This is a genomic window from Pedobacter rhizosphaerae, assembly GCF_900111155.1.
Classification (GTDB): domain Bacteria; phylum Bacteroidota; class Bacteroidia; order Sphingobacteriales; family Sphingobacteriaceae; genus Pedobacter; species Pedobacter rhizosphaerae.
Map to the genome: position 1 here is coordinate 129,524 of NZ_FOGG01000008.1, position 25,571 is coordinate 155,094.

The following is a 25,571-nucleotide window of genomic DNA, read 5'->3' on the forward strand; positions in this document are numbered from 1 at the left end:
TTGCACGCTTGCTTAGCCTTGCCCTTCCTGAACCTGTCCGTTTTCATAAGCGTGTTCCAAGATGTCTTTTACATCAGATTTACGCTTTTTAGTTGTTTTATGTTTAAAATGAGGTACTTCATGAGTAACAATGTCTTCCTCGATAGCTTCAACACCAAATACTTTTTCTTTAAGGAGGTTATATTTATCTTGAAAACCATATCTCAGATTTCTGGCACCACTGGCAATTTTGCCTCTTGTGCCTGCTCCGCTATCGGGGGCAAATAGAATACTAATTACAGCACCTGCAGCTAAACCTGCAACTAAAGCAATGGCTACCTGAGCATTGCTGTTCGATTTTTGCGTTAAAAAATTTCCGATTAACTTTCTGTATTTCATGGTTATGCATTTCTAAAACTAACAATCCCTATTAGATAAAGTTTCGTAAAATTTAAATCGAATCGTTATAGCGTGTAATATTTGTTAAGTTTAATTTTTATTTTTTTTTATCAAACATGGTTAAAGCAACAATAAATAGAGAGCACTACGCCTGCTCTGTTACCAATGGATCTCATGAACTGGTGGTTGATGAGCCTCTCGAATTAGGAGGTACGCATAAGGGCTTTGCCCCAAAGGGATTATTAATGGCATCGCTGGCATCCTGCGTTGCAATAACGCTTAGAATGTATGCCGACAGGAAGGAGTGGGACATAGATAAAATTGAGGTAGAGGTAAGTGTGGGGACAGAAAATAATCAGCTGCTGTTTCTGGAAGAGATTATCTGTACCGGACAACTAACGCGCGAGCAAAAAGACAGGCTGGAAGATATCGCGCAAAAGTGCCCCGTAAGTAAAATATTAGCTGCAGGTAATGAAATAAGGTCAAAAGTATTGTAGTGGCTTCCTATAAAATAGGATTTGAGTGTAATGTTGAAAAACGACTTTTTAATCCCCTGTATTTTGGCTGAAAGCTTTAATATCTTTGTACTATATATAGATCTGCTTGCGGTATCAAAGCCGGTATGATCAAATAACTATTTATCCAATGCCTACTGAAATAAAATGCCCCAACTGTGCCCATGTTTTTCCGATGGAAGAAGCTATGGCCGAAGATTACAAAAAAGAGCTTAGAGAAAAGATGTTGTCCTTTACAAAGCAAAAGGATGAAGAGTTTCAACGGAAACTTGCTACGTTGGATGCTGAAAAGCAGTTGCAACAAAAGGCATTTGATGCGCGGTTAGTAGAAGAAAAAAACAAGCTTAAGGAAGATTTAGAAGGAAACTTACGAAAAAGTATCGCTTCAGATTTTGAAAATAAGCTACAGATGCTGGAAGGAAACGCTAAAGAAAATGAAGAGAAGCTTAAACTGGCCCGAGAAAAGGAACTGGAGTTTTTACGCAGAGAGCAGAGCTTAAAAGTAAAGGAAGAGGAGATGGAACTTGCCTTTCAGCGCAAGATGCAGGAACAGCGAAATGAACTGGTAGAACAAATTCGTAAGCAGGAAGCAGAGAAAAATAGTATTAAGGACACGGAGCATCAGCTGCGCCTGAAGGAATTGGAAAAACAACTGGACGATCAGAAAAAGCTTGCTGAAGAAATGAAGCGGAAGGCGGAGCAGGGGAGTATGCAACTCCAGGGAGAGGTTCAGGAATTGATTTTAGAAGAACTCTTACGCAGTAACTTCCCTTTCGATTTAATTGAAGAAGTAGGAAAGGGTGTGAGGGGGGCAGATTGTGTACAAGTTGTTCGCAATCAATTCGGACAGGAATGCGGCAAAATCATTTATGAAAGTAAACGTACAAAGGATTTTGGTGGCGACTGGATTGAGAAGCTGAAAAAAGACATGCGAAGCATGGGTGTAGATGTTGCGGTAATTGTTAGCCAATGTTACCCTAAAGGAATGGATTGTTTCGGGCAAAGAGATGGCGTTTGGATCTGCTCTTTCGAGGAAGTTAATGCCGTAGCTTATGTTTTAAGGGATGGTATTTTAAGGTTGTCCAGCGCAATGAAATCGCAGGAAAACAGGGGGGATAAAATGCACATGCTTTATGATTATTTAACCGGAGCGGAGTTTTCTGAACAATGGAAGGCCATTAGAGAAGGTTTTATGAGCATGAAACTTTCTATTCAGCGTGAACGTGATGCCATGGAACGCCTGTGGAAAGCCCGTGAAAAACAACTGGAAAAGGTATTGTTAAATGCAACGCATATCAGAGGTTCAATTGAAGGCATTGCAGGAAGTGATACCATTCATCTCAGTTTAACTGAAGATGATGATGCATTGCTGTTGGAATAAACCGGATTGAAAGTAAGAACACATTGATTCTGGGCAGAGCAACTTCTCATAAGCTCCTTGCTGAATCCATTTCAGCTTTTAAAATCTCTTAGAAACCATATAGTGGTTGCTAACCTACAGAAAAATATAGTATATTAATAAAAGAAAAGCTGGTTGATGGAAGTATTAACCAGCAGTATAAACTTAATACATAAAAAAGTGAATAGGAACAGGAATATCGACAACACCGTTCAACAACTTTCTAAGTTTTTGGCAATAATTTGCTTCATTTTATTTTCCGGGAACGTTTCCGGTCAGGAATTGAAGTCGCCAGATGCCAAATTGGTTGCAAAATTTGCACTTAAAACGGGTGGTGTGCCTACGTATAGTTTAACCTATAAAGGCAAGGCAGTAATTAGGCCCAGCAAATTGGGGCTGGCGTTAAAAACAGGCACTTCATTGCTTGATGGCTTTACCATTACCGATACCAAAACGAGTACATTTAATGAAACCTGGAAACCTGTGTGGGGTGAAGTAAAAGAAATCGTTAACCATTATAACGAATTGGCTGTAACCTTAACGCAGCAGGCAACTGATCGGTACATCATCCTGCGTTTCAGGTTGTATAATGATGGTTTAGGCTTTAGATATGAATTTCCGGAGCAAAAGAAATTAGATTATTTTGTGATTAAGGAAGAACGTAGCCAGTTTGCACTGGCAGGTGATCATAAAGCATTTTGGCTACCTGGCGATTACGATACGCAGGAATATAGTACCGTCACCTCTAATCTATCGGAGGTTAGGGCGAAAATGAAGGATGCTGTTACGCCTAATGCATCGCAAACTACTTTCTCACCAACAGGGCTGCAAACACCATTAATGATGAAGAGCAAGGATGGTTTATATATTAACATTCATGAGGCCGCCTTAATTAATTACTCTTGTATGTCGCTAAATCTGGATGATAAAAACATGGTACTCGAATCGTGGTTAACACCAGATGCAATAGGGGATAAGGGGTATATGCAAGCGCCTTGCCAATCTCCGTGGAGAACCATTATTGTAAGTGATAAAGCAGGTGATATTTTAACATCAAAGCTTACATACAATTTAAATGAGCCAACTAAATTTAAAGATGTTTCCTGGATTAAGCCAACCAAATATGTTGGGGTTTGGTGGGAAATGATTACTGGGAAAAGTACCTGGGCTTATAATGATTTAACCAGCGTTCAGCTGGGGGTAACCGATTATAGCAAAACAAAGCCTAACGGGAAACATGCAGCAAATACAGCACATGTAAAAGAATACATCGATTTTGCTGCTAAAAACGGTTTGGATGCCGTATTGGTTGAAGGCTGGAATGAAGGCTGGGAAGATTGGTTTGGTAAAACGAAAGACTATGTGTTTGATTTCGTTACGCCTTATCCGGATTTTGATGTGCAGGAATTGCATCGCTATGCGGCCAGCAAGGGCATTAAAATGATTATGCATCACGAAACCTCTTCTTCTGTTCGTAACTATGAAAGACATATTGATACGGCTTATAAATTTATGAAGGCTAATGGTTATGATGCTGTGAAGAGTGGCTATGTAGGTAATATGATCCCCCGAGGTGAGCACCACTACGGACAATGGCTGATTAATCATTATCAGTATGCAGTGGAGAAAGCCGCTGAGTATAAGATTATGGTTAATGCGCATGAGGCTGTAAGGCCAACGGGTTTAGCCCGTACTTATCCGAACTTAATTGGTAACGAAGCTGCCAGGGGGACCGAATATGAGGCTTTCGGTGGTAATAATGCAGATCATACCACTATTTTGCCTTTTACACGCTTAATTGGGGGACCTATGGATTATACACCTGGTATTTTCGAAACTAAAGTAAGCGCCTATAATCCTGAAAACACTTCGTTTGTACACAGTACGCTAGCCCGTCAATTGGCGCTATATGTTACCATGTATAGCCCGCTTCAAATGGCTGCAGATTTACCAGAAACCTATAATAAGTATATGGATGCTTTTCAATTTATTAAAGATGTTGCAATAGATTGGGATGATACCAAGGTTCTGGAGGCAGAGCCGGGCGATTATATTACTTACGCCCGTAAAGCAAAAGGTAAAAATGATTGGTTTATTGGTAGTACTTGTGATGAAAATGGCAGAATGTCCAAAATTGATTTCAGCTTTTTAGATAAAGGAAAGAAATATCTGGCTACAATTTATGCCGACGGAAAAGGAGCGCATTATGAAACTAATCCCAAGGCTTATGCAATTCGCAAGATAGAAGTAACCAGTAAGACTAAGATTTCTCAATATTGCGCACCCGGAGGTGGTTATGCTATAAGTGTGATGGCTAAATAGAGTTGGTTTGTTGTTTTTAAGCTTGCTGTTATTATATTTTTAGTATTTAAATGGGTATTTGTTTGTTTTTTTTGAAGTGATTGTAGTTTTTTATTGATAAAAAATTATGTTTTGGCTATTTTTTTAATGAAAAATTATAATAGTTATTTATAAATTGCGATGGTTTTGTGGTTTGGATATTTTTTTTGAGCCTAAAAACACTAACCAATCAAAGTAATCTTAACGAAAAAGCAAATTAGTATGTCGCGAAATAAAAACCACATCGAACTTCAGTTCTTGAGTGAGCCATCTGATATCAATTATGGTGGTAAAGTTCATGGAGGTACAATGATGAAATGGATTGACCAAGCTGCCTATGCCTGTGCATTGCAGTGGAGTCAATCTTACTGTGTAACGGTTTATGTCGGAGGAATCCGTTTCTTTCACCCGGTTCATATTGGGCACTTAGTAAAGATGGATGCCAGAATTATTTATACCGGTAAAACCAGTATGCATATTGCTGTTGATGCTTATTCAAAGCCGATTGGTCGGGCAGATTTTGTGAAGAATACACACTGTATTATTGTTTTTGTGGCAGTTTATGATGATGGACAACCAAAACCTATCCCTGCTTTTGTACCGAAAAGCGAAAAGGAAGTTGCCATGCACAGTTACGCAATCAAGCTGATGGACCTACGCAAAAATATTGATAAGGAAATGGAACCGTATATTGTTTAAATGAATGTTAGTGGGAGTGGATGAGTTTGATATACCACAAACACCAAGGTTTGTTTTCCAATCTCGTTATTCCCGCAGAGCCGGGAAGCTTAATGTGATAGTCATATCAACACCTGGCAACTCTCGCTGATTACACAGATTTACGCAGATTTAAAATAAGGTATCGTTTAAAATCTGGACAGGTTGCCGAAGACCTTTTAATAAGTTGAAAACTAAAATGGATTGTCCTTCGACATGCTCAGGATGACAATGCACTTTACTTTTCTCCTAAAGTTAATAGCGTTTTTGGCATCTCACTACGGCCATCCCTAGTTAAAATCTCCTTAAATCTGCGGGAGAGTAAAGTTAATATCAACACCTGTTAACTCCCGCTGATTACACAGATTTACGCAGATCGAAAATAAGGCGTCGTTTAAAATCTGGACAAGTTGCCGAAGACCTTTTAATAAGTTGAAAACTAAAATGGATTGTCCTTCGACACGCCCAGGATGACAATGCACTTTAGTTTTCTCCTAAAGTTATTTGCAATGGAGCCCCTATAACCAGGAACTTAAAATAACTATTCCCATCACTACCCGATAGCTGGTAACTTAAAGTAAAACCTGCTGCCTTCACCCAATGCGCTGCTAACACCAATTTTTCCTTGTTCAGCCTCAATAAAATCTTTTGATATCGCTAAACCTAATCCAGAACCAGATTTGTTTTGTCCATCCGTTGGTACCTGGAAATATCTGTCGAATAATCGTTTCTGATATTTTTCTTCAATGCCTTTTCCAAAATCTTTTACGGCGAATTCTACGAAGCCATCTTTTTGAAAAACATCAATGATAATAGTCGACTTTTCTGCGCTGTACCGCAGTGCATTAGATAAAAAGTTCACCATAACCCAGGCTGTTTTTTGAATATCGGCATTTACATTTGGCAACTTTTCATCGCAGTTAATCTGGAGTGCAATTGATTTTTGCTCCACCTGGAATTTCACCGCTTCAAAGGCATAGCGGACAATTTCTACTGGCGAAGCGACGGAAAAGTTTAACTTTAAATTTCCTGTTTCTGCCTGAGAAAGATCCAATAATTCGCTGGTAATTTTTAATAATCTATCGCTATCATCTTTAATATTTTCAATCAGTTCCTGTTGTTCTTCATTCATTTTACCTACACGATCATCTTTTAAGAGCTTTAAACTCATTTTGATGGATGATAGAGGCGTTTTTAATTCGTGAGATACAGTGGCTATGAAATTGGTCTTTGCTTCGTCGAGTTCTTTAAATTGTGTAATGTTTTTAAGTACATAGACATTACCCGCAGATTTTGTCGAACTGATTAATGCTTGTTCGTCAATATCTTCATAGTTGGGGATAATGATTTCACGACTTTCCAACTGAAAATAAGACTCCCTGTCATCTGCATAAATCTTTAGCATTTTGTCGGCCTTTTCTGGCTTAATGATACGTTTTAGCAACTCATTTTTATTAATTAATCCAGCTACATCTTCTCCGATAACCTTTTGCTCATCTAAATTCATCAACTTTGCCGCCAGCTGGTTAAGAAACAGAATTTCTCCCTTTTCATTTACACCAATAATGGCATCCTGCATTTGTGCAATAATGGCTTCGATACGTGATTTTTCAGACTTGATTTTAGAAAGATTACTATTTTCCCATTCGTTTAACTTGCTAACCATTCCATTAAAGGATTCTGCCAATTCTGTGAATTCATCATTATTATCAAAACGTAAGCGTTGTTTATAGTTCTTTTTACTGATTTGCCTAATGGCTGAACTGAATTCTGCCAGTGGATTAGCTACAAAACCAGGGAAATTAACAATGAAAGTAAAGAGGATGATAAAGCTTAGTGTGGCGGCAATCATGATATAAAGATTGGCTCTGCCAGCGGCTTCGTTTGCAAGCGTATTTTTATTGTAAATGGCTGTAAGATTGAGTTGTTCAATGTGATGCAGGATGGCACGTAAACTCTTAATGCTATTCACCTGAATCGTTTCTGATTTACTGCTCTGTAAAGTGTTGTAAGCATTTTTTAACTGATCGAAAGCCGCCTTTTCTCCTGGTTCAGTAATGTTGTTGCCCTCATAAGCCATGTTTTTTTCGAAAGTGTTGGCTGCTTGTTTTCCAAGAGGGAAAATGCCTTCATCTAATACATTACGCATTTCTGCAACATATTTTACGGACTTGTAGTTGTCTTTTAAAATTACTTTTGACTTGTTCGAAAGCTCATTTAAATAAAATAAGGCAATCAATCCAAATGCAAGTACAATTAAAAAGAGAAACCCGAATCCAAAGCGGAGTTTGGTTTTTATTTTCATGGTATTATTTTTTAATAACCACCGAGTACACTAAGTTTTACACGGAGGCCGCTGAGCTGTTTTTTTTCTCTGTGAGCTTTGTGTTATTCTTTGTGTCCTCTGTGGTAAAATATTAGTTAATAACCACCGAGTGCACTAAGTTTTTCACGGAGGCCACTGAGTTGTTTTTTTCTCTGTGAGCTTTGTGTAATTCTCTGTGTCCTTTGTGGTGAAATATTAGTTAATAACCACCGAGTGCACTAAGTTTTTCACGGAGGCCACTGAGCTGTTTTTTTCTCTGTGAGCTTTGTGTAATTCTCTGTGTCCTCTGTGGTAAAATATTAGTTAATAACCACCGAGTGCATTAAGTTTTTCACGGAGGCCGCTGAGCTGTTTTTTTTCTCTGTGAGCTTTGTGTTATTCTTTGTGTCCTTTGTGGTAAAATATTTAGCTTACAACCGCAAAGCACGCCAAGTTTTTCGCAAAGGATGCAAAGCAGGTTTTTAATCAATATTAATGTGTTACAAAAATTATTTTTTAATAACCACCGAGTGCACTAAGTTTTTCACTGAGGCAACTGAGCTGTTTTTTTCTCTGTGAGCTTTGTGTTATTCTTTGTGTCCTTTGTGGTAAAATATTTAGCTTACAACCGCAAAGCACGCCAAGTTTTTCGCAAAGGATGCAAAGCAGGTTTTTAATCAATATTAATGTGTTACAAAAATAATTAGTTAATAACCACCGAGTGCACTAAGTTTTTCACGGAGGCCGCTGAGCTGTTTTTTTCTCTGTGGGCTTTGTGTTATTCTTTGTGTCCTGTGGTAAAACTATTTAACTTACAATTATTAAATCTCCTTTGTAGTCAATACTAAGAGAGCACCACCAAATCAATTTCTTTCGCAGCTAAATTACGCAACAGCTGATTAAAAATTGCCGTTCGAAGGATAACCTGAAAAATATTTAAGTGAGGCTTGCCAATACAGATGGTGGTGATTTCTTTTTCCTGTGCCATGTGGATGATAGTTTGGGTAATTTGGTTGCTTTTAACTTTAATCACTTCTGCACCAAGTTCAGTAGCGAGCTTAAAATGATTAATTAAATGCCTTTGTTTATCAAGTTTAATTTTATCGAAACTTTCCTGATCGCTCTGAACATATAAAACGATCCAGGCAGAGTGGTAGTAAGAGGCTAGTCGGGCAGTTTTCCGAATCACAACTCCTGCCGTTTCGGCATTAGATGAAATACAAGCCATAAACTTTTCGGGACGAAGTTTAATTGATTTTGGAATCTCGGTTTGTATTTTACGTTCCACCTGATGAACCACTTCTTTTAAAGCCAACTCCCTTAGTTGTAATATTTTATCGGCCTGAAAGAAATTCTCTAAGGCCCGTTCCACTTTGCTCTTATCATATATTTTTCCTTCCTTTAATCGTGTAATGAGTTCATCTGCGGTAAGATCTATGTTCACAATCTCATCTGCAATCTGCAATATTTTATCAGGGATACGCTCGGTTACCTGAATACCTGTAATTTCCTGAATCTCTTCATTTATGCTTTCTAAATGTTGAATATTGACAGCGGAAATAACATTGATCCCTGCTTCTAAAAGGTCAAAAACGTCCTGCCAACGTTTGGTGTTCTTGCTGCCTTCAATGTTGGTGTGGGCAAGTTCGTCTACAATAACTATTTCTGGATGGCGATTGAGGATGGCCTGTAAATCCATTTCTTCCACCTCCTTACCCCTGTAAAAAAGTTTTCGCCTCATAATAATCGGTAAGCCACTCACCAGGGCTTCTGTTTCGATTCTTAAATGGGTTTCTATATAACCAATGCAAACGTCTATCCCGTTGCGTAGTAGGGCATGAGCTTCTTGTAGCATTCGATAAGATTTGCCCACACCGGCGCTCATCCCAATATAAATCTTGAGCTTCCCCCTTCTGGATTTCTTGATGAGCTCCAGAAAATGTTTAACCGATTCTTCTTTCTCTTCCATGAGGGATTTACGATTTGCTATTGATGATTTTAGCTTAAAACTTCCTTGTCTGTACCTGTAAAATGTGATGATGTAAGATGGAATGCAAGTTCAATCCATCTTACATACTTACTAAAAAGCTACTGCTATACTGGCCGTTACCGTTGTATTTGCATTTACAAAATTACCTTCGCGATTGAAAACTTTGTCTTTGCTATCGTAGGTTTTACCTTCCAACCTCACTACTGCATTTGGGATTGGTGAATAATCAATATTTAATGAATAACCCTTTGTTTTAAATCCTTTAGTTGTACCAGTTGGGATGAAGATGCCGTTTTTATCTTCATAATATTCAAACCTTCCGGCAACTGCCCATTGATTAGCAAATTTATACTGTGCAATGACTACAGGAGAAAGAACCTCATTTTTGTCACTGCTGCCTTTAGCTTTTTGTTGCGTACCATAATCAATACCCAGGGTTAGATCAAATTGATCCGTTACCTGGAAAATACCATATATATTATGATAGAAACGATTTACACGAACTGAATCTGCTCCTTCCGCACCTAAATAGTTGCTGTAATTTACGGTAATTTTTGAAGTTGGTTTCCAGGTTAACTGTAATCCGCCAGCAGGTTTGTTATTTCCATCAACACGGGTAATTCGTTGCCAGCCATTTAAATAGAGTAGGGTCGCGCTTAGTTTGCCATCTGATGTTGCATAACTTAGCTTAGCTCCCGATTCATAATATGGAGTATTTTCTGAGGAAATATTTCTCGTTAAAACCCAGCAGTCTTTAGATATGGCACTTTCAAAGCCAATGTGGGATGAGAATATACCTGCATCAATCCAAAGATTTTCAGTTTTAGATAACTTGATTCCGGCATTGGCCTCGAATATATTTTTGAGCACACCTGTTTCGGCACTTAAGTTTGCATTTGTATATGTGCCGGCCATTAGTGCCAGATTAGCTCTGATGTTTCCACTGTCATATGCTGCTTTGATGAAACCCAAATTTAGGTTTACCTCATTGGCCCTGTTATGGGAGTAAATGAAGCCGGGACGGTTATTATCACCGGGTTTATTGAAATCATAGCCATAATAGGTTTCCAGGTAACCCGAAAATTTAACTTTAGGCTCGTTTTGTGCATGTACGTTTATGGTAGCGGCTAATATGGTACTGAGGATGATTAGTTTTTTCATTTTATTATTAATTCTATTATTTGGTATTGCTAATGAACTTGTTTTGTGTTTTTTACGACGAGGAACTGAATTTCTGCATTGGGGCAGGTTGACGATTACAGATTATCTAAGGCTAAATTCAATTTGAGCACATTTACTGATGAAGGTCCGAATACGCCCATAAATGGTTTAAGTGTATTTAAGGCAACTAATTCCTTCACTTTTTGTGGGTTCAGATGGCGTGCACTCGCCACTCTGGCAATTTGAATAGCTGCACCTTGCTCAGAAATATTAGGATCTAAGCCACTTCCCGATGCGGTAACCATTTCGGCAGGGATGTCGGCTTTTTTCAGTCCTGGATTATATTTGATTAAAGTGTCAATCCGTGATTGTACTTCCTTAAGGTAATCTGGATTGGATGGGCCTTTATTTGAACCAGCCGAGCCAGCCGCATTATAACCAACGGCAGAAGGGCGACCCCAGAAATATTGTGGCTTGGTAAACGATTGACCAAGTAAGGCATAACCTACCGTCTTACCGTTTTGAGTTATTTTTTCACCACCTCCATTTCCTTTGGCTAACTTACCTGCTAAGGCAATACTTAATGGATAGATAACGCAGAGCAATATGATTAAAACTAAGGTGAGGCGGATGGATTGTATGATGTACTTTTTCATGATTTTTTATTTTAATGCTGTTTTTATTATGTTGTTGTCCTGAAGTTTTCGAAGCGCTTCGGTACTTGCGTTTCGACAGGCTCAACGTGACAGTCGTTTGTGTCTTCCTGAGCTAGTCGAAGGGCTTTGGTACTTGCGTTTCGCCATGCTCAACGTGACAGTCGTTTGTTGTCATCCTGAGCCTGTCGAAGGGCCTTCAATAACTGCGTTTCGACATGCTCATCTTGATAGTTATATGAATACCCCTATTAAAAGGTCTATTAATTTTATTCCTATAAATGGGGCTATTACACCACCAATGCCATAAATAAATAAGTTTCGGCGTAATAGTGCTGTTGCTCCAATGGGTTTATAAGCCACGCCTCTAAGTGCCAGAGGAATCAAAATCGGGATGATGATGGCGTTAAATATTACAGCCGACATGATTGCACTTTCTGGTGTATGTAAGCCCATGATGTTCAAGCTTTGCAAGGCTGGAATAGAGGCTATAAATAAAGCAGGTACAATAGCGAAGTACTTGGCTACGTCATTAGCGATGGAGAGGGTGGTTAAGGTACCGCGGGTAATCAACAGTTGTTTGCCAATTTCAACAATTTCGATCAGCTTGGTTGGGTCATTATCTAAATCGACCATATTACCAGCTTCTTTTGCAGCCTGAGTTCCACTGTTCATAGCTACACCTACATCTGCCTGAGCAAGGGCGGGCGCATCATTCGTACCGTCGCCCATCATGGCAACCAATTTTCCTAAGGCTTGTTCTTCTTTAATGTAGTTCATTTTATCCTCAGGTTTTGCCTCAGCAATAAAATCATCTACTCCAGCTTTGTTGGCAATATATTTAGCAGTTAATGGATTATCACCAGTAACCATCACCGTTTTTACACCCATTTTACGAAGGCGTTCAAAACGTTCGCTAATGCCAGGTTTAATGATGTCTTGCAATTCAATTACCCCCAAAGCTCTTTCGTTTTCTGATACTACTAGTGGTGTACCGCCGTTGTTCGCGATAGATTTGACATGATCTTCGATATCGGATGGGAAAACATGACCTGCCTTTTCTACTATGTTGCGAATGGAATCAAAGGCACCTTTTCTAATGCGTCTTCCATCCCGGGTATCCAATCCGCTGGAACGGGTTTCTGCGGTAAATTTGATAAAAGTTGAACCTTCAGGACTGGTCATTTGTTTAAACCCTTGTTCATAGGCAAGTTCGATAATTGATTTTCCTTCCGGGGTTTCATCCGCCAAAGAACTGAGTACACAGGCATCTGTGAAGTCTTTGATGATTACACCTGCAGTAGGGTAGAAGTTGGTGGCTTTACGGTTACCAATGGTTATTGTACCTGTTTTATCCAGTAAGAGCACGTCTATATCACCTGCAGTTTCTACTGCTTTACCCGATTTGGTAATTACATTTGCTCTTAAAGCTCTGTCCATTCCCGCAATACCAATAGCCGATAATAAACCGCCAATGGTTGTTGGAATTAAACAAACAAACAGTGAAATCAGGGCTGCAATCGTTATGGGGGTATTGGCATAATCTGCAAAAGGTTTCAAGGTTACGCATACAATGATAAAAACTAGGGTAAAGCTGGCCAGAAGGATGGTTAAAGCAATTTCATTTGGTGTTTTCTGACGTGAAGCACCTTCAACCAATGCAATCATTTTGTCTAAAAAGCTTTCACCCGGGGCTGTACTTACTTTTACTTTAATCTCATCAGAAAGCACTTTTGTTCCACCTGTAACAGAAGATTTATCACCGCCAGATTCGCGAATCACTGGGGCAGATTCTCCGGTAATGGCCGATTCGTCAATGGTAGCAATACCTTCTATAATCTCTCCATCAGTAGGGATAATATCGCCAGGCTGACAAATAAAAATATCTCCTTTTTTTAATTGATTGGAAGAACGAATTTCAATGTTTCCATTAGCTAAAATTAATTTGGCAGGTGTTTCTTCTCTGGTTTTACGCAAGCTGTCGGCCTGTGCTTTACCTCGCGCTTCGGCTATGGCTTCGGCGAAATTGGCAAACAACACGGTAAGTAATAAAACCAGGAAGATGAAGAAATTGTACCATGGTGAGCCTTGTCCGCTATTGCTAAATGAATAAACAGTAACATAAGCCATAATCAGCGTACCTACTTCTACGGTAAACATTACAGGGTTGCGAACCATCACCCTTGGATCTAGTTTGATAAAGGATTGTTTTAATGCTGTTTGCACTAAAGCAGGTTCGAATAATTTATTGTTGGGTTTCATATATCAAGATCTATTTCGAATTTGTCATCCTAAGCCAGTCGAAGGACTTTCATTAATCCATTTCGACAAGCTCAATGTGACACCGATGAGTTATTTTATAAGTGTAAAATATTCTGCCAATGGCCCAAGCGCCAATGCAGGGAAATAAGACAATGCATTTAATACGAGGATTACTGCAAAAGTCATTAAGGCAAAGGTTTTGGTATCTGTTTTTAATGTCCCTGCAGATTCTGGGATAAATTTTTTCGCTCCCAATAATCCCGCAATAGCTACCGGACCAATGATGGGTAAAAATCGGCCTAAGAAAATCACAATTCCCGTAGAAATGTTCCAGAAGACATTGTTATCACCCAAACCTTCAAAGCCTGAGCCATTATTGGCATTGGATGAAGTCATTTCATAAAGCATTTCTGAGAAGCCATGAAAACCAGCATTGTTTAGCCAATTCTTAGGCTGTACAGCCCAGGCGGCATCACCATGATTGGTAAAAATATAACTGGCTAAAGCAGTACCCGCTAAGATTAAAAATGGACTGAGCAAAGTAACTAAGGCAGCTATTTTAATTTCTCTGGCTTCAACTTTATGGCCAAGAAACTCTGGTGTTCGGCCAACCATTAAACCAGAAATGAATACCGCGATGATGAGATAAATGAAGTAATTCAATATACCTACACCACAACCTCCATAAAAGGCGTTGATCATCATACCTAAAAGCTGCCATAAACCGGTTAATGGCATGGTACTGTCGTGCATTCCGTTTACCGAACCTGTTGAAATCACTGTTGTAAGTGTACTCCAGTATGCGGTGGCTGCGGGGCCAAGGCGTACTTCTTTCCCTTCCATGGCTCCCGTTGATTGCGAGATTCCCATGTTTGCAATTGCAGGATTACCTCCTAATTCGGAAGTTAAGGATGGAATTAGGAGCATGAAGAAACCAATTGTCATGATCCCAAAAATGGTCCAGGCTAATTTTCTCCTGCGGATAAAACATCCAAAGGCAATAACCATAGCTAAGGGAATAATGGTTTGGGCAGCCATTTCTACCATATTGGTTAAGTAATTAGGATTTTCAAATGGGTGTGCGGAGTTGGCTCCAAAATAACCTCCACCATTTGTACCTAAATGTTTAATGGCTATGAATTGCGCTGCCGGACCACGGGAAACGTTAACTGTATCGCCCTGAAGGGAAACAAACTGATCTTTTCCTTCATAGCTTGCAGGGGTACCATTGAATGTTAAAATTAGTGCTATAACTATGGATAAAGGCAATAATAAGCGGGTTATGGAGCGGACAAAAAATTCCCAGAAGTTACCTAATTGAACAGTCGTTTTATCTCTAAATGCCTTAAAAAACACCACAGCTGCGGCAATACCAGTAGCGGCGCTTACAAATTGTAAGAACATCAGCACAAATTGCTGGGTAAGGTAGCTCACCCCGCTTTCGCCAGAGTAATGTTGTAAATTACAGTTAGCTACAAAGCTGATAATGGTGTTAAAAGCTAAGTCTGGTGTCATGTCCGGATTTCCATCGGGATTGAAAGGCAACTTACTTTGGTAAATGAGTACCAGAAAACCGTAAACTAACCACAGTAGATTGATGGTAAGCAAAGCCTTAAGGTGTTGCCTCCAGTTCATCTGTTCTTTAATGTTAATTCCAGATAATTTATAAATTCCAGATTCAATAGGTTTTAGAAAGTCTGTCCAGACTTTTTCTCCTGCAAATACTTTAGCTAAATATTTACCCAAGGGAATGGCGATGAGTAAGGTAAGCAGGAAGGTGGCAATGATGCCGAATAATTCAGTGTTCATTTTAATTTTAGATAATGGGTTAGAGATGGAAAGTTGTGTGATTGATCACTGACTTCAGATACTCTTGAGTTAAAATTTTTCGGGCTTAATCAACACGTAAATCATATAGATAAATACGGCGATAGCGATGATGAATAGTGCTAACATAATTTTTAGATTTTTTCGAACCAGTCGATTGATTTGTACATTGCCCCACAGAGCAATAGCAGGATTAAAAAATAGATAATGGTCATAACATGATGATTTGTTAATCGCCCATTGCCAATAGGCATACCAAAAGAAGAGGTGTTTTGGTAACTTTCTTAATTGCAGGTGGTTATGTTGTTTTTTGGTTAGTGTAGAAATTTTTGGGCAAAAAAAAACCTTTCCATTTTGGAAAGGTTTTTATCATTTTGGGAAAGGTTGTTGTTAAGTTATCTAATTATAGGCTCCCACAGATTAAGATGATTTTATAAGTAATGAATCTGCGCTTATCTTTTTGAATTACGGGAATAAAGATTGTTAGTGTTGCAATTCAAAGGCAATACGGTAAATCATAGTAACTTATACTATATTTTGTCAAGTCTGAGGAATAATTTATTATATAAAAATCAATATGACTGACATTTTTTATCCTCCTACACAGTCTTTCCTCGGCTCGCCGCCGCCGAAGAGCTCTTTCTTTTTGGTGGCAAAAAGAAACAAAAACCACCGGCTGAAAATTTTTCTTTTGAAGCCGCTGGTATGGCTTGGGTAGTGCTGCCCGAAAAATTTGTTAGGCCGGATTTAAGTTGAACGAAGATGTGGTGCTCTGGCCTTGTTAGATGGAAATACAAATTAAAATAGATACCCCATTGATAAATAGTTACGTAATAATATCAGTAGTGGCTTATCGAAGACCTTCTTGATAAAGAGAAAACCAAGATGTATTGCCATTCAACGAGCTCAGGGTTGACAATACATTTTGATTTTCTTCTTAAGTTATTAGTATTAGGTAGATTGTTTCCCGCAGATTAAGATGATTTTATAAGTAATTAATCTGCGCTTATCTTTTTGAATTACGGGAATAATGGATTGACAATATCGGGTAGTAAAGTAAAGATCTAATCTACATGTTACGCCTGGCTACGATCCTGTCACTTTTACTCAATGTTTTACCAAATACTTGCTTGGCATCATCAAGAATTCGTTACAAGACTGTTTCCTTCCTCAATGCCAGGAGTTCTTATCCTTTCTTGGCAAAAAACTTATGCGTAACATATCAAATACATTGACATTAAATGATACTTCTGATAAGAACTACATATCTAATATTACGCAATCTATTTCTTTAATCTTCATAAATCCTTTATCGGCAGTAATCAACGGAATATTAAGTGAAATAGATGTTGCGGCAATAATTGCATCTGGTATTTTAATATAATACTTCCTTTTTAAATCAATTGTTAGGTCGCTTATTGCTTGATTTTGATTTACTTTATAACATGTAGAGAGCATGCCTCTAATAATAGCATCTTGTTGGATAGTTTAATCATGCTTACTCAATAACTCAATTTCTGTTATATAAGAAAATGCCCAAACTTCTTCGGCAAAAGGTAGTAGCAAAGGGTTTTCTTCCAAGAGATAAATAAAACAGTTAGTATCTGCTACATATTTAATCCCATTCATTCCTTATTTTTTTTTGAAAATCTACACCATCACCAAATACTCCTTTTAATTTACCAGCAAAATCAGAAAGCTTAAATTTTTTTTTGCCAACTTGGATTTTCTTCAGTGAAGCCTCTATAGTTTTTTTATCTGAGTTCTTGTCGATTACAATTACCATAGTTATAAAGTTACGGATTTAGTTGAATTAGTAAAAATCTATAATTGTGTATCATCTCGGTAAAATTTGGTTTCTTTTCTTAATAAAAAGAAACCAAACTGAGCCTTAGCAAATGCTATTGCGATAATATTTGTGTTATGAGTTGTGTGTTATCTATTATGGGTATGGATCATAGAGAAGTTATACACCCAGACTCATAACCCACAACCCATAGCCCTAATCCCTACTTAAAATCTCCCTCTTTATTCAATAAACCAAAATATTCATCTAATTTAATACCCAATGTGGTTTCAAACGATGCCTTTAAATCAGCAGGCGTTGGGTGTTTGTGCTTCCATTCGTTGAAATAGTTTTGAAAGGCTTTATCCATTTTCTCTCTCCCAACGCTAGATTCTAATATGTATAACCAAAGTGCTGTTTTTACATAAGAGATCATTCCATATTCATCAGAAGTAGCAAAGTTTGCAGCAGGTGTTTCAATTGCAGACTTCATTGGGATGCCTGAAACGGCACCATAAATGGCATTTAAAAATTTATCCGCTGGAAGTGCTTTTACGTTCTCCGGAATGGCATCGCCAAAAATAGAATTGGCCCTGTATTTTTCAGCTTCATATCTGAACTGGAAATAAGTGTTCAAGCCTTCATCCTGCCAGGTATGGATTCTTTCGTTGCTTCCTAATATACTCATAAACCAGTTATGGCCCACTTCATGAGCGATTACACCATCGAGAGAACTCACCTTGGCATCAGGGCTTGTAATTAAGGTAATTGTGGGGTATTCCATACCACCGCTCGAATTATTTTTAGGTCCTTCAATGGCTTGCACTACAGGGTATTGATACTCGCCGATCCAGTTGCTGTAACGTTTGGTCGCATCTTTAATATAATCTATCGAGTTAACCCAAAGCGTTTTAGGTTTGTTATGGTAATACGAGAACGCATCAACGATTTTACCTGAAGCCAGTTTCACCGTGTCATATTGAATCACCAAATCCTGATCTGCAAACCAGGCAAAGTCAGGAACATTGTTCATCACATAGCTCAATGTTTTGGTTTTGTTCTTATCGGTAGCTTGATATAAAACAGGTTTTCCATCTCTTTTGGCTGCGTTTTTTGCGCCTATGCTTTTATATTTCTCTAATTCACCCACATTTTGCAAGGTGCCTGTTGCGCCTACAACATAGTTCCCTGGAACGGTAATGTTCACTTTATAGTCGGCATACTCGCTATAGAACTCACCCATATCCAGATATGGAAATTCGTGCCAACCATCCTTATCAAATACTGCTGGTTTAGGATACCACTGCGTAATCATAAATTCAGTATCAGCATAGCCCGATCTGGAAAAATAACTAGGCAGTTTTACTTTAAAGTCAGTAGAAATATCAATAGAATCTCCCGGATTTAATGGTGCAGGAAGCATAACTTTGATCACATCAATATATTGCGGATTGGAATGCACTTCGGTAGTTGCCGTTTTGCCGTTTACTTTAAAATTTAGTCCTTCAATACTACCGTAGGTAACATTCTTCAATTTTTCCTTTCGGGAAGAGTCATTTCTGATCTGTTGAAAAAGTGCTGTACTTTCGTTTTTATAGGCATTGGGCCAGATGTGAAACCAAATAAAATTTAAAGTTGAGGGAGAATTGTTTTTGTAAACAATCTTTTCAGAACCTTGAAGTGTTTTATCCTTCTCATTTAGCGATACATCGATATTGTAGCTCAAATGTTGCTGCCAATAGTTTTGTTGTGCAAATAAGGAAAGGGAGATGAGGGATAAGAAGAGCATTAAAAAGTTTTTTTTCATCATAAAATTTTTATTTAAATCGTATTTTATTGTTCTTTAATTTGATATTCTTCAATTTTTCGGTAAAGTGTTGTCAACCCGATACCGAGCAGTCTTGATGTTTCAGCTTTATTACCTTTGGTGTGGAGCAATACCTTCTGAATGTGGTATTTCTCTACCTGTTGAAGGTTATAATCATTTTGCGGTACAGAAGAAGCATCAAAAAATTCGGGTGGTAGTGCAGTGGCATCCAAAGTCTTTCCATCCGACAATATAACTAAACGTTCGATCACATTTTTTAGTTCCCTGATATTTCCCTTCCAGCCATGTGCCGTTAAAATAGTAAGGAGTTGATCGCTGATGGTCAGATCAGAACCGTTTATCTTCTTCGAAAATTCGGCCAGATAATGTTGAGTAAGTGCAGGTATATCGTTTTTTCTTTCCCTTAAGGGAGGTAAAATAATGCTGAAAACAGATAAACGATAATATAAATCTGCCCTAAATCTCCCTGCTTCAGCATCTGATTTTAAATCTTTATTGGTAGCTGCTAAAATCCGAACATTTACCTGATTGGTTAAGGTATCGCCCACTTTGATAAAACTCTGATTTTCCAATACCCGAAGTAACTTGGCTTGTAAATCGAGGTTCATCTCGCCAATTTCATCTAAAAATAAGGTTCCACCATTTGCCTCTTCCAACAGTCCTTTTTTATCTTTATTAGCACCAGTAAATGCCCCGGCTTTGTAGCCAAAAAGTTCACTTTCTAAAAGTTCAGGACTAAAACCGCTGCAGTTCAGGGCTACAAAAGGCTTCAATGCCCTCGGGCTTTCATAATGGATGGCTTGGGCAAAAACTTCTTTTCCTGTTCCTGTTTCTCCTAAAAGAAGAACTGTGGTATCGGTCTGACTTACTTTTTTAGCCAGTGAAATGGCATCTTTTAAAGCTTTTGATGACCCGATAATGGTCTCAAAATTATGTTTCCTGCTAATTTTATCTTCTAACTCAAAAACGCGTTGTTGCAGATTAGCCTTCTCCATCGCTTTATAAAGCAATGGGATGATCTTATCATTGTCATCACCTTTAACTAAATAATCGAAAGCACCATTTTTAATCGCCAGCACGCCATCAGAAATAGTTCCGTAAGCAGTAAGGTTAATCACTTCTACAAATGGTTTAAGCGCTTTAATATCTTTCACCAGAGAAACGCCATTAACGTCAGGTAATTTAACATCGCTGATGATCAAACTTACGTCATTATTTCTAAGTAATTTAAGTCCGTCTTTTCCTGTATGCGCCTGTAAAGTTTTAAAACCTTCAAGCTCTATAATGCGTGAAAGTAGGCCGCTGATTTTCTTTTCATCGTCAATGATGAGGACAATCCCGTTCATAGATCAAATTTATGCTGCAATATTAACGATAAATAATGGTGTTGCATGTCTCTTGTCTCGTATCTTAGGTCTTGTATCTCGACAATTTTAGGCATATTTGGATGCACAAAACAAATGATATGATTAAAAGACTAAAATCTATAGCGGTTTTATTGTTTGCTGCTGCCTTTTGTTCGGCACAGCAGGCGAGGCCCTTAAAATCATCAGACATTTTTCGGGAAATCAAGACCCTAAAACATATACCTAAAGTTTTATACCTCGCTGCACATCCTGATGATGAAAATACCGGCTTATTGTCTTGGTTGGTGAATGAACAAAACTTAGAAACGGCTTATTTATCATTAACAAGGGGAGATGGGGGGCAAAACCTTTTGGGTACTGAGCAAGGTCCAGCCTTGGGCTTAATCAGAACGCACGAACTTTTGGCAGCCCGTAACCTCGATGGTGCAAAGCAGTTTTTTACCAGGGCCATTGATTTTGGCTTTTCCAAAAATACAGACGATACCTTTAAGCAATGGAATGCCGATAGCATTACGGCAGATGTAGTGTGGGCTATTCGTAAATTTCGCCCGGATGTGATTATTTGTCGCTTTCCACCCACAGCTGCGGCCGGCCATGGGCAACACGCTGCATCAGCAGTAGTTGCAGAAAAAGCATTCAAAGCTGCAGCCGATAAAAACCAGTTTCCAAATCAATTAAAGTATGTTTCGGTATGGCAGCCTAAACGCTTGTTATGGAATACCTTTCGATTTGGTGCGGTAAATACAACAGCAGAAAATCAGTTAAAGGTTACCGTTGGTCAGTACGATCCGCAGTTAGGAATGGGTTACGGAGAGTTGGCTGGATTAAGCAGAAGCTTTCATAAAAGCCAGGGTGCAGGCACACAATCGGTAGCTGGTATACGAACAGAATATTTTACACAAGTTGCCGGAGAGCCTTCCAAGGATGGATTATTTGGGGGCTTAGTCCCAAGTTGGTCTGCAAAGGGATATCAGGATATTGATGCAGACCTTAACAAGATTATTGCTGCGTTTAATTTTAATAAACCCGATTTGAGCGTAAATCCCTTGTTGGCTTTAAGGAAGAAGATTGCTGTGGTAAAAGATTTAAACTTAAGGCAGGATAAACTGAAGGCAATCGATCAGCTTATTTTGAGTTGCGCCGGATTTATGGGGGAAGTGGTGACCAACCAGGCAGAAGTAGTAGCAGGTGAGGACTATGACTTTAGATTGAATCTCATTGCAAGGGCTCAAACTCCGGTGATCATAAGTCAGATTAAATGGCTTAATGAAAAGGAATCACCTAACAGAAAACTATCAGAAGATTCTCTAATTACCCTTGCTAAACGAATTAAGATTCCGGCAGGCACTCAGCCAACAGAACCTTATTGGATGGCTAATCCACCAAAAAATGCAGCAACATTCAGTGTGCCAAATGATACTTTAATCGGATTACCTGAAGCCGAATCGCCTTTAAATGTAGTGGTCGACTTAAAAATCGGGACAGATATATTTACGGTTAAACTTCCTTTATCCTTTAAGAAATTAGACCCTGTTCGGGGTGATGTTGTGGAACCATTACGGGTGATACCAGCAGCAGAACTCAAATTTACCCAGTCTGTTTATCTCGGTAATGGAGAAGACCTAACCATTAGTTTCTTTGTTAAACGCAATGCGGATAAGGCCGGAAAAGGAAAGATCTCTATCACTTATAATGGCCAATCTATAGGTGGAGTAGATGTTGATTTGACCGAGAAAAATACGACAGTGAATTACATGTTGCCGAAGTCGGTTTGGGGAAAAATTAATTCCAACAGGATACCTATTGAAGCCAAATTAAGCTTTGATGGGGCAACTTTTGATAAATATCAGGTAGTAGTGCAGTATCCACACTTGCCTACATTACAGTATTTTAGTCATACCACAGCCTTTATATTAAAGGGAGATGTTAAAGTAAAAGCAAAAAAAATAGGGTATATTCCCGGAGCAGGCGATTTCATTCCCGAATTTTTAAGAGAAGCTGGGTTACAGGTGGATGTTTTGGGCAATGCAGACATCATGGATGCCAAAAAATTGGCTGGCTATGATGCTATTGTTGCAGGAGTTCGACTAAACAATACAGAGAAAAAACTTGGAATTTGGATGCCCATGTTGAAGCAATACGTAAATGATGGAGGTACTTTTATTATGCAATACAATACCAATCAGGATGTTACACTTAGCGATTTGGGTTTTTATCCATTCCGTATAGCCAATAAACGGGTTACAGAGGAAGATGCTGCGGTTAAAATCCTGACTCCTAACCATCATTTATTAAATTACCCGAATAAAATAACTTCCGAGGATTTTAAAGGTTGGGTGCAGGAACGGGGAGCGTACTTCCCTGATCAATGGGATCAAAAGTATGAGCCGTTATTTGAAATGCATGATACCGGTGAAGAACCTTTGCAAGGTGCTACACTGTATGCCAAATACGGAAAGGGGCATTATATCTATACACCACTGGCATTTTTCAGGCAATTACCAGCTGGTAATGTAGGTGCAGCACGATTGTTTTTTAACTTCTTATCTGCCAGTAAAGTAAATGAACAAACACCTTAAAAACTGGAATACCTGGTATATTATTTTAGCCCTGGTTTTAGTGGCCCAGATTATTGGTTATTACTTTTTTACTAAATATTGGGCATGAGTAATATCGATTGGGCAGTACTCTTAATTACTTTAATAGCTGTAGTGGTTTATGGCGTATTTGTAGGTAGAGGACAAACAAGCAACCAAAGCTATTTAAAGGCTGATAATCAAATGCCCTGGTACATTGTGCTCCTCGGCATTATGGCCACACAAGCCAGTGCCATTACTTTTCTATCGGCTCCGGGGCAGGCTTACACCGATGGGATGCGCTTTGTGCAATACTACTTTGGGCTGCCACTGGCGATGATTGTAATTTGCATTACTTTTATTCCCATTTTTCAGCGGCTTAATGTTTATACTGCATATGAGTATTTAGAGCAGCGTTTCGACAAGAGAACCAGGATATTGACCTCTCTGTTGTTTTTGTTTTCCCGTGGTTTATCAACAGGGATCAGCATTTATGCACCAAGTATCATTTTATCCAGTGTTTTGAACTGGAATATTTACCTCACCAATGTTTTAACAGGGGGCATCTTATTAATTTATACTTATATCGGTGGAGCAAAGGCTATTGCCCATACCCAAAAATTACAATTCCTGATTATTTTAGGAACGATGGGGTTTGCCGGCTATCTGCTTATTCAGAATTTACCGAATGGCATGGGGTTCAATGATGCGCTTTTCCTGGCCGGAAAATCGGGTAAGCTGAATGTAATTACAACAGATTTCGACTGGAAAGATAAATACAACATCTGGAGTGGATTAATTGGCGGATTTTTTCTGGCCTTGTCTTACTTTGGTACCGATCAAAGTCAGGTGGGAAGATACATCACCGCCAAAGATACAACCACAGGCAGAATGGGCTTGCTGCTTAATGGTTTGGTGAAAATCCCTATGCAATTCGCTATTTTATTAATCGGGGCATTGCTTTTTGCATTCTTTTCATTGAAACCAGCCCCCATATATTTCAATGAACGTTCCTATCAATACCTTAGGGATACGCAACCGCAAAAAGCATCGGCTTTTGAAAGCGAACATGAGCAGTTGCAGGAGCAATTCAATCGGGAATCGAAAAGCATTTTGGCACAAAAAGCTTCACACTCGCCTAACCTGGATCAATCTGTGCAGCAGTTTAAACAAACACAATTAAAAGTGAAAGCCTTACATGGAAGGGTAGAAGAAGCCATCAATCAATCGGGATACAACGCGGAAAAAACAGATACAAACTACATTTTCCTGTATTTTGTAAAGAATAATCTTCCCATTGGGATGATAGGTTTATTGTTTGCGGTAATTTTTCTAGCCAGTTGGGGGTCAATCTCTGCAGCGCTCAATTCGCTTGCGGCTTGTTCATTAAAAGATATACACTTAATAGCCGCAAAAGGTATTCTTAGCGACGAGAAGGAGCTTTTTTACAGCAGGATGCATACACTTGCCTGGGGGATTTTTTCTATCGCAGTGGCGATGTTTGCTACACAAATGGGTTCATTAATTGAAGCTGTTAACGTTTTGGGCTCACTTTTTTACGGACCAATTTTAGGAATTTTCTTAGTGGCGTTCTATTTTAAACAGATTGATGGCAGGCTGGTGTTTTTTTCTGCGATTTTAGCAGAAATCCTCGTTATTGCCGTTTATAATTTCAATGTTGTGTCATTTCTTTGGCTAAACGTAGTGGGAGCCGTAGGAGTAATTATATTTTCGATGGTTGGTAGATTGTTTTATCAACCTAAAGATTTAAATTCGTAAAATCAAAAACAACAAAAACAGATAATTAAAATACTATGAAAACAATGATTAAATCAATCGCCATGCTATTTGTAGCCGTTACAGCTTCAGTAGGTGCTATGGCTCAGGATGCCCAGCCAAAACCAAGTCCGGCAGCTACTGTAACTGGAAAAATTAAAGCAGCAACGATTACGATTAACTACAGCAGTCCGGCAGTAAAAGGACGTAAAATTTGGGGTGGTTTAGAAGCCTGGGATAAAGTTTGGCGCGCTGGTGCAAACGAGGCCACTACTTTTGAAACCGATAAAGACATTACAGTTGAAGGAAAAGCTTTACCAGCTGGTAAATACAGTTTCTTCTTAATCCCTAAAGAAAGCGGAACCTGGACAGCAATCTTCAACAAAGAGCCTAAACAATGGGGTGCTTATAAATATGAAGAAGCAAAAGATGCTTTGCGCGTTGAAGTAAAAACTAAAGCTTTAAAAGCTACACAAGAAAGATTGGTCTATAAAATTACAAAAACAGGTTTCTCATTAGAGTGGGATAAAATTTCTGTTCCGGTTTCTATTAAATAAGGAATTAGATAAAATATTCGAGAGCCATCCTCCAAAGGGATGGCTTTTTGTTTTTATAGGGTAATGTGTTGATGTATGTTGTGCTGGTCCGTGAGTTACGGACTTGGTGATGGGTAGAAAAGTTGGGTGTTATT

At 38.7% G+C, this 25,571-nt stretch carries 19 protein-coding genes; 7 read left to right on the forward strand and 12 right to left on the reverse strand.

Annotated elements, in window-relative coordinates:
• Positions 1 to 12 precede the first annotated feature (12 nt).
• Positions 13 to 378, reverse strand: a complete 366-nt coding sequence (locus tag BMX11_RS08800) for a YtxH domain-containing protein (RefSeq protein WP_090883569.1) — start codon at positions 376 to 378, stop codon at positions 13 to 15.
• A 116-nt stretch (positions 379 to 494) separates the two neighbouring features.
• On the opposite strand from BMX11_RS08800, the gene BMX11_RS08805 reads away from it, so the two are divergent.
• From BMX11_RS08805 to BMX11_RS08820, 4 genes are all read left to right on the forward strand, one after another.
• Positions 495 to 875 (forward strand): OsmC family protein, encoded by a 381-nt coding sequence (locus BMX11_RS08805; protein WP_090883570.1) that lies wholly within the window; start codon positions 495 to 497, stop codon positions 873 to 875.
• Between the two features lie 148 nt (positions 876 to 1,023).
• Entirely contained in the window at positions 1,024 to 2,274 is a 1,251-nt protein-coding gene (locus tag BMX11_RS08810; protein ID WP_090883572.1) for a DUF2130 domain-containing protein, read from the forward strand.
• A gap of 198 nt (positions 2,275 to 2,472) precedes the next feature.
• Positions 2,473 to 4,614 (forward strand): glycoside hydrolase family 97 protein, encoded by a 2,142-nt coding sequence (locus BMX11_RS08815; RefSeq protein ID WP_245738617.1) that lies wholly within the window; start codon positions 2,473 to 2,475, stop codon positions 4,612 to 4,614.
• Between the two features lie 240 nt (positions 4,615 to 4,854).
• Positions 4,855 to 5,331 (forward strand): acyl-CoA thioesterase, encoded by a 477-nt coding sequence (locus BMX11_RS08820; protein WP_090883576.1) that lies wholly within the window; start codon positions 4,855 to 4,857, stop codon positions 5,329 to 5,331.
• Between the two features lie 571 nt (positions 5,332 to 5,902).
• On the opposite strand, the gene BMX11_RS08825 is transcribed toward BMX11_RS08820, so the two are convergent.
• The 11 genes from BMX11_RS08825 to BMX11_RS08870 all read right to left on the reverse strand — a co-directional run bounded on the left by BMX11_RS08825 (position 5,903) and on the right by BMX11_RS08870 (position 20,507).
• The gene (locus BMX11_RS08825; RefSeq protein WP_090883578.1) at positions 5,903 to 7,654 is read right to left on the reverse strand and encodes a HAMP domain-containing sensor histidine kinase; all 1,752 of its coding nucleotides are present in this window, start codon (positions 7,652 to 7,654) and stop codon (positions 5,903 to 5,905) included.
• An 844-nt stretch (positions 7,655 to 8,498) separates the two neighbouring features.
• Positions 8,499 to 9,623, reverse strand: a complete 1,125-nt coding sequence (locus BMX11_RS08830; protein WP_090883580.1) for a sensor protein KdpD — start codon at positions 9,621 to 9,623, stop codon at positions 8,499 to 8,501.
• A gap of 111 nt (positions 9,624 to 9,734) precedes the next feature.
• Positions 9,735 to 10,805: a porin gene (locus BMX11_RS08835; protein ID WP_090883582.1), complete on the reverse strand. Its 1,071-nt coding sequence runs from the start codon at positions 10,803 to 10,805 to the stop codon at positions 9,735 to 9,737.
• A 95-nt stretch (positions 10,806 to 10,900) separates the two neighbouring features.
• Entirely contained in the window at positions 10,901 to 11,461 is a 561-nt protein-coding gene (locus tag BMX11_RS08840; protein ID WP_090883584.1) for a K(+)-transporting ATPase subunit C, read from the reverse strand.
• A gap of 231 nt (positions 11,462 to 11,692) precedes the next feature.
• Positions 11,693 to 13,720: a potassium-transporting ATPase subunit KdpB gene (gene kdpB / locus BMX11_RS08845; protein WP_090883586.1), complete on the reverse strand. Its 2,028-nt coding sequence runs from the start codon at positions 13,718 to 13,720 to the stop codon at positions 11,693 to 11,695.
• A gap of 90 nt (positions 13,721 to 13,810) precedes the next feature.
• Positions 13,811 to 15,529, reverse strand: coding sequence for a potassium-transporting ATPase subunit KdpA (gene kdpA / locus BMX11_RS08850; RefSeq protein ID WP_090883590.1), 1,719 nt, complete (start codon positions 15,527 to 15,529; stop codon positions 13,811 to 13,813).
• Between the two features lie 69 nt (positions 15,530 to 15,598).
• Complete coding sequence (locus BMX11_RS24805) at positions 15,599 to 15,676, reverse strand: potassium-transporting ATPase subunit F (protein WP_082468366.1); 78 nt, start codon at positions 15,674 to 15,676, stop codon at positions 15,599 to 15,601.
• Between the two features lie 1,131 nt (positions 15,677 to 16,807).
• Positions 16,808 to 17,005 carry a PIN domain-containing protein gene (locus BMX11_RS24810; protein WP_090883592.1) on the reverse strand — a complete coding sequence of 66 codons (198 nt, stop codon included), beginning with the start codon at positions 17,003 to 17,005 and terminating at the stop codon, positions 16,808 to 16,810.
• 157 nt (positions 17,006 to 17,162) lie between these two features.
• On the reverse strand, positions 17,163 to 17,333 hold the full coding sequence (locus tag BMX11_RS24280; RefSeq protein ID WP_175474517.1) for a hypothetical protein: 171 nt from the start codon (positions 17,331 to 17,333) through the stop codon (positions 17,163 to 17,165).
• Between the two features lie 223 nt (positions 17,334 to 17,556).
• Complete coding sequence (locus BMX11_RS08865; RefSeq protein WP_245738618.1) at positions 17,557 to 19,143, reverse strand: M1 family metallopeptidase; 1,587 nt, start codon at positions 19,141 to 19,143, stop codon at positions 17,557 to 17,559.
• A gap of 23 nt (positions 19,144 to 19,166) precedes the next feature.
• Complete coding sequence (locus tag BMX11_RS08870) at positions 19,167 to 20,507, reverse strand: sigma-54-dependent transcriptional regulator (RefSeq protein ID WP_090883596.1); 1,341 nt, start codon at positions 20,505 to 20,507, stop codon at positions 19,167 to 19,169.
• A gap of 119 nt (positions 20,508 to 20,626) precedes the next feature.
• Between BMX11_RS08870 and BMX11_RS08875 the strand changes: the two genes are divergently transcribed.
• From BMX11_RS08875 to BMX11_RS08885, 3 genes are all read left to right on the forward strand, one after another.
• On the forward strand, positions 20,627 to 23,107 hold the full coding sequence (locus tag BMX11_RS08875) for a PIG-L family deacetylase (protein ID WP_090883655.1): 2,481 nt from the start codon (positions 20,627 to 20,629) through the stop codon (positions 23,105 to 23,107).
• Between the two features lie 84 nt (positions 23,108 to 23,191).
• Positions 23,192 to 24,883: a sodium:solute symporter family protein gene (locus BMX11_RS08880; protein WP_090883598.1), complete on the forward strand. Its 1,692-nt coding sequence runs from the start codon at positions 23,192 to 23,194 to the stop codon at positions 24,881 to 24,883.
• A gap of 35 nt (positions 24,884 to 24,918) precedes the next feature.
• The gene (locus BMX11_RS08885; protein WP_090883600.1) at positions 24,919 to 25,437 is read left to right on the forward strand and encodes a DUF2911 domain-containing protein; all 519 of its coding nucleotides are present in this window, start codon (positions 24,919 to 24,921) and stop codon (positions 25,435 to 25,437) included.
• Positions 25,438 to 25,571: the final 134 nt, after the last annotated feature.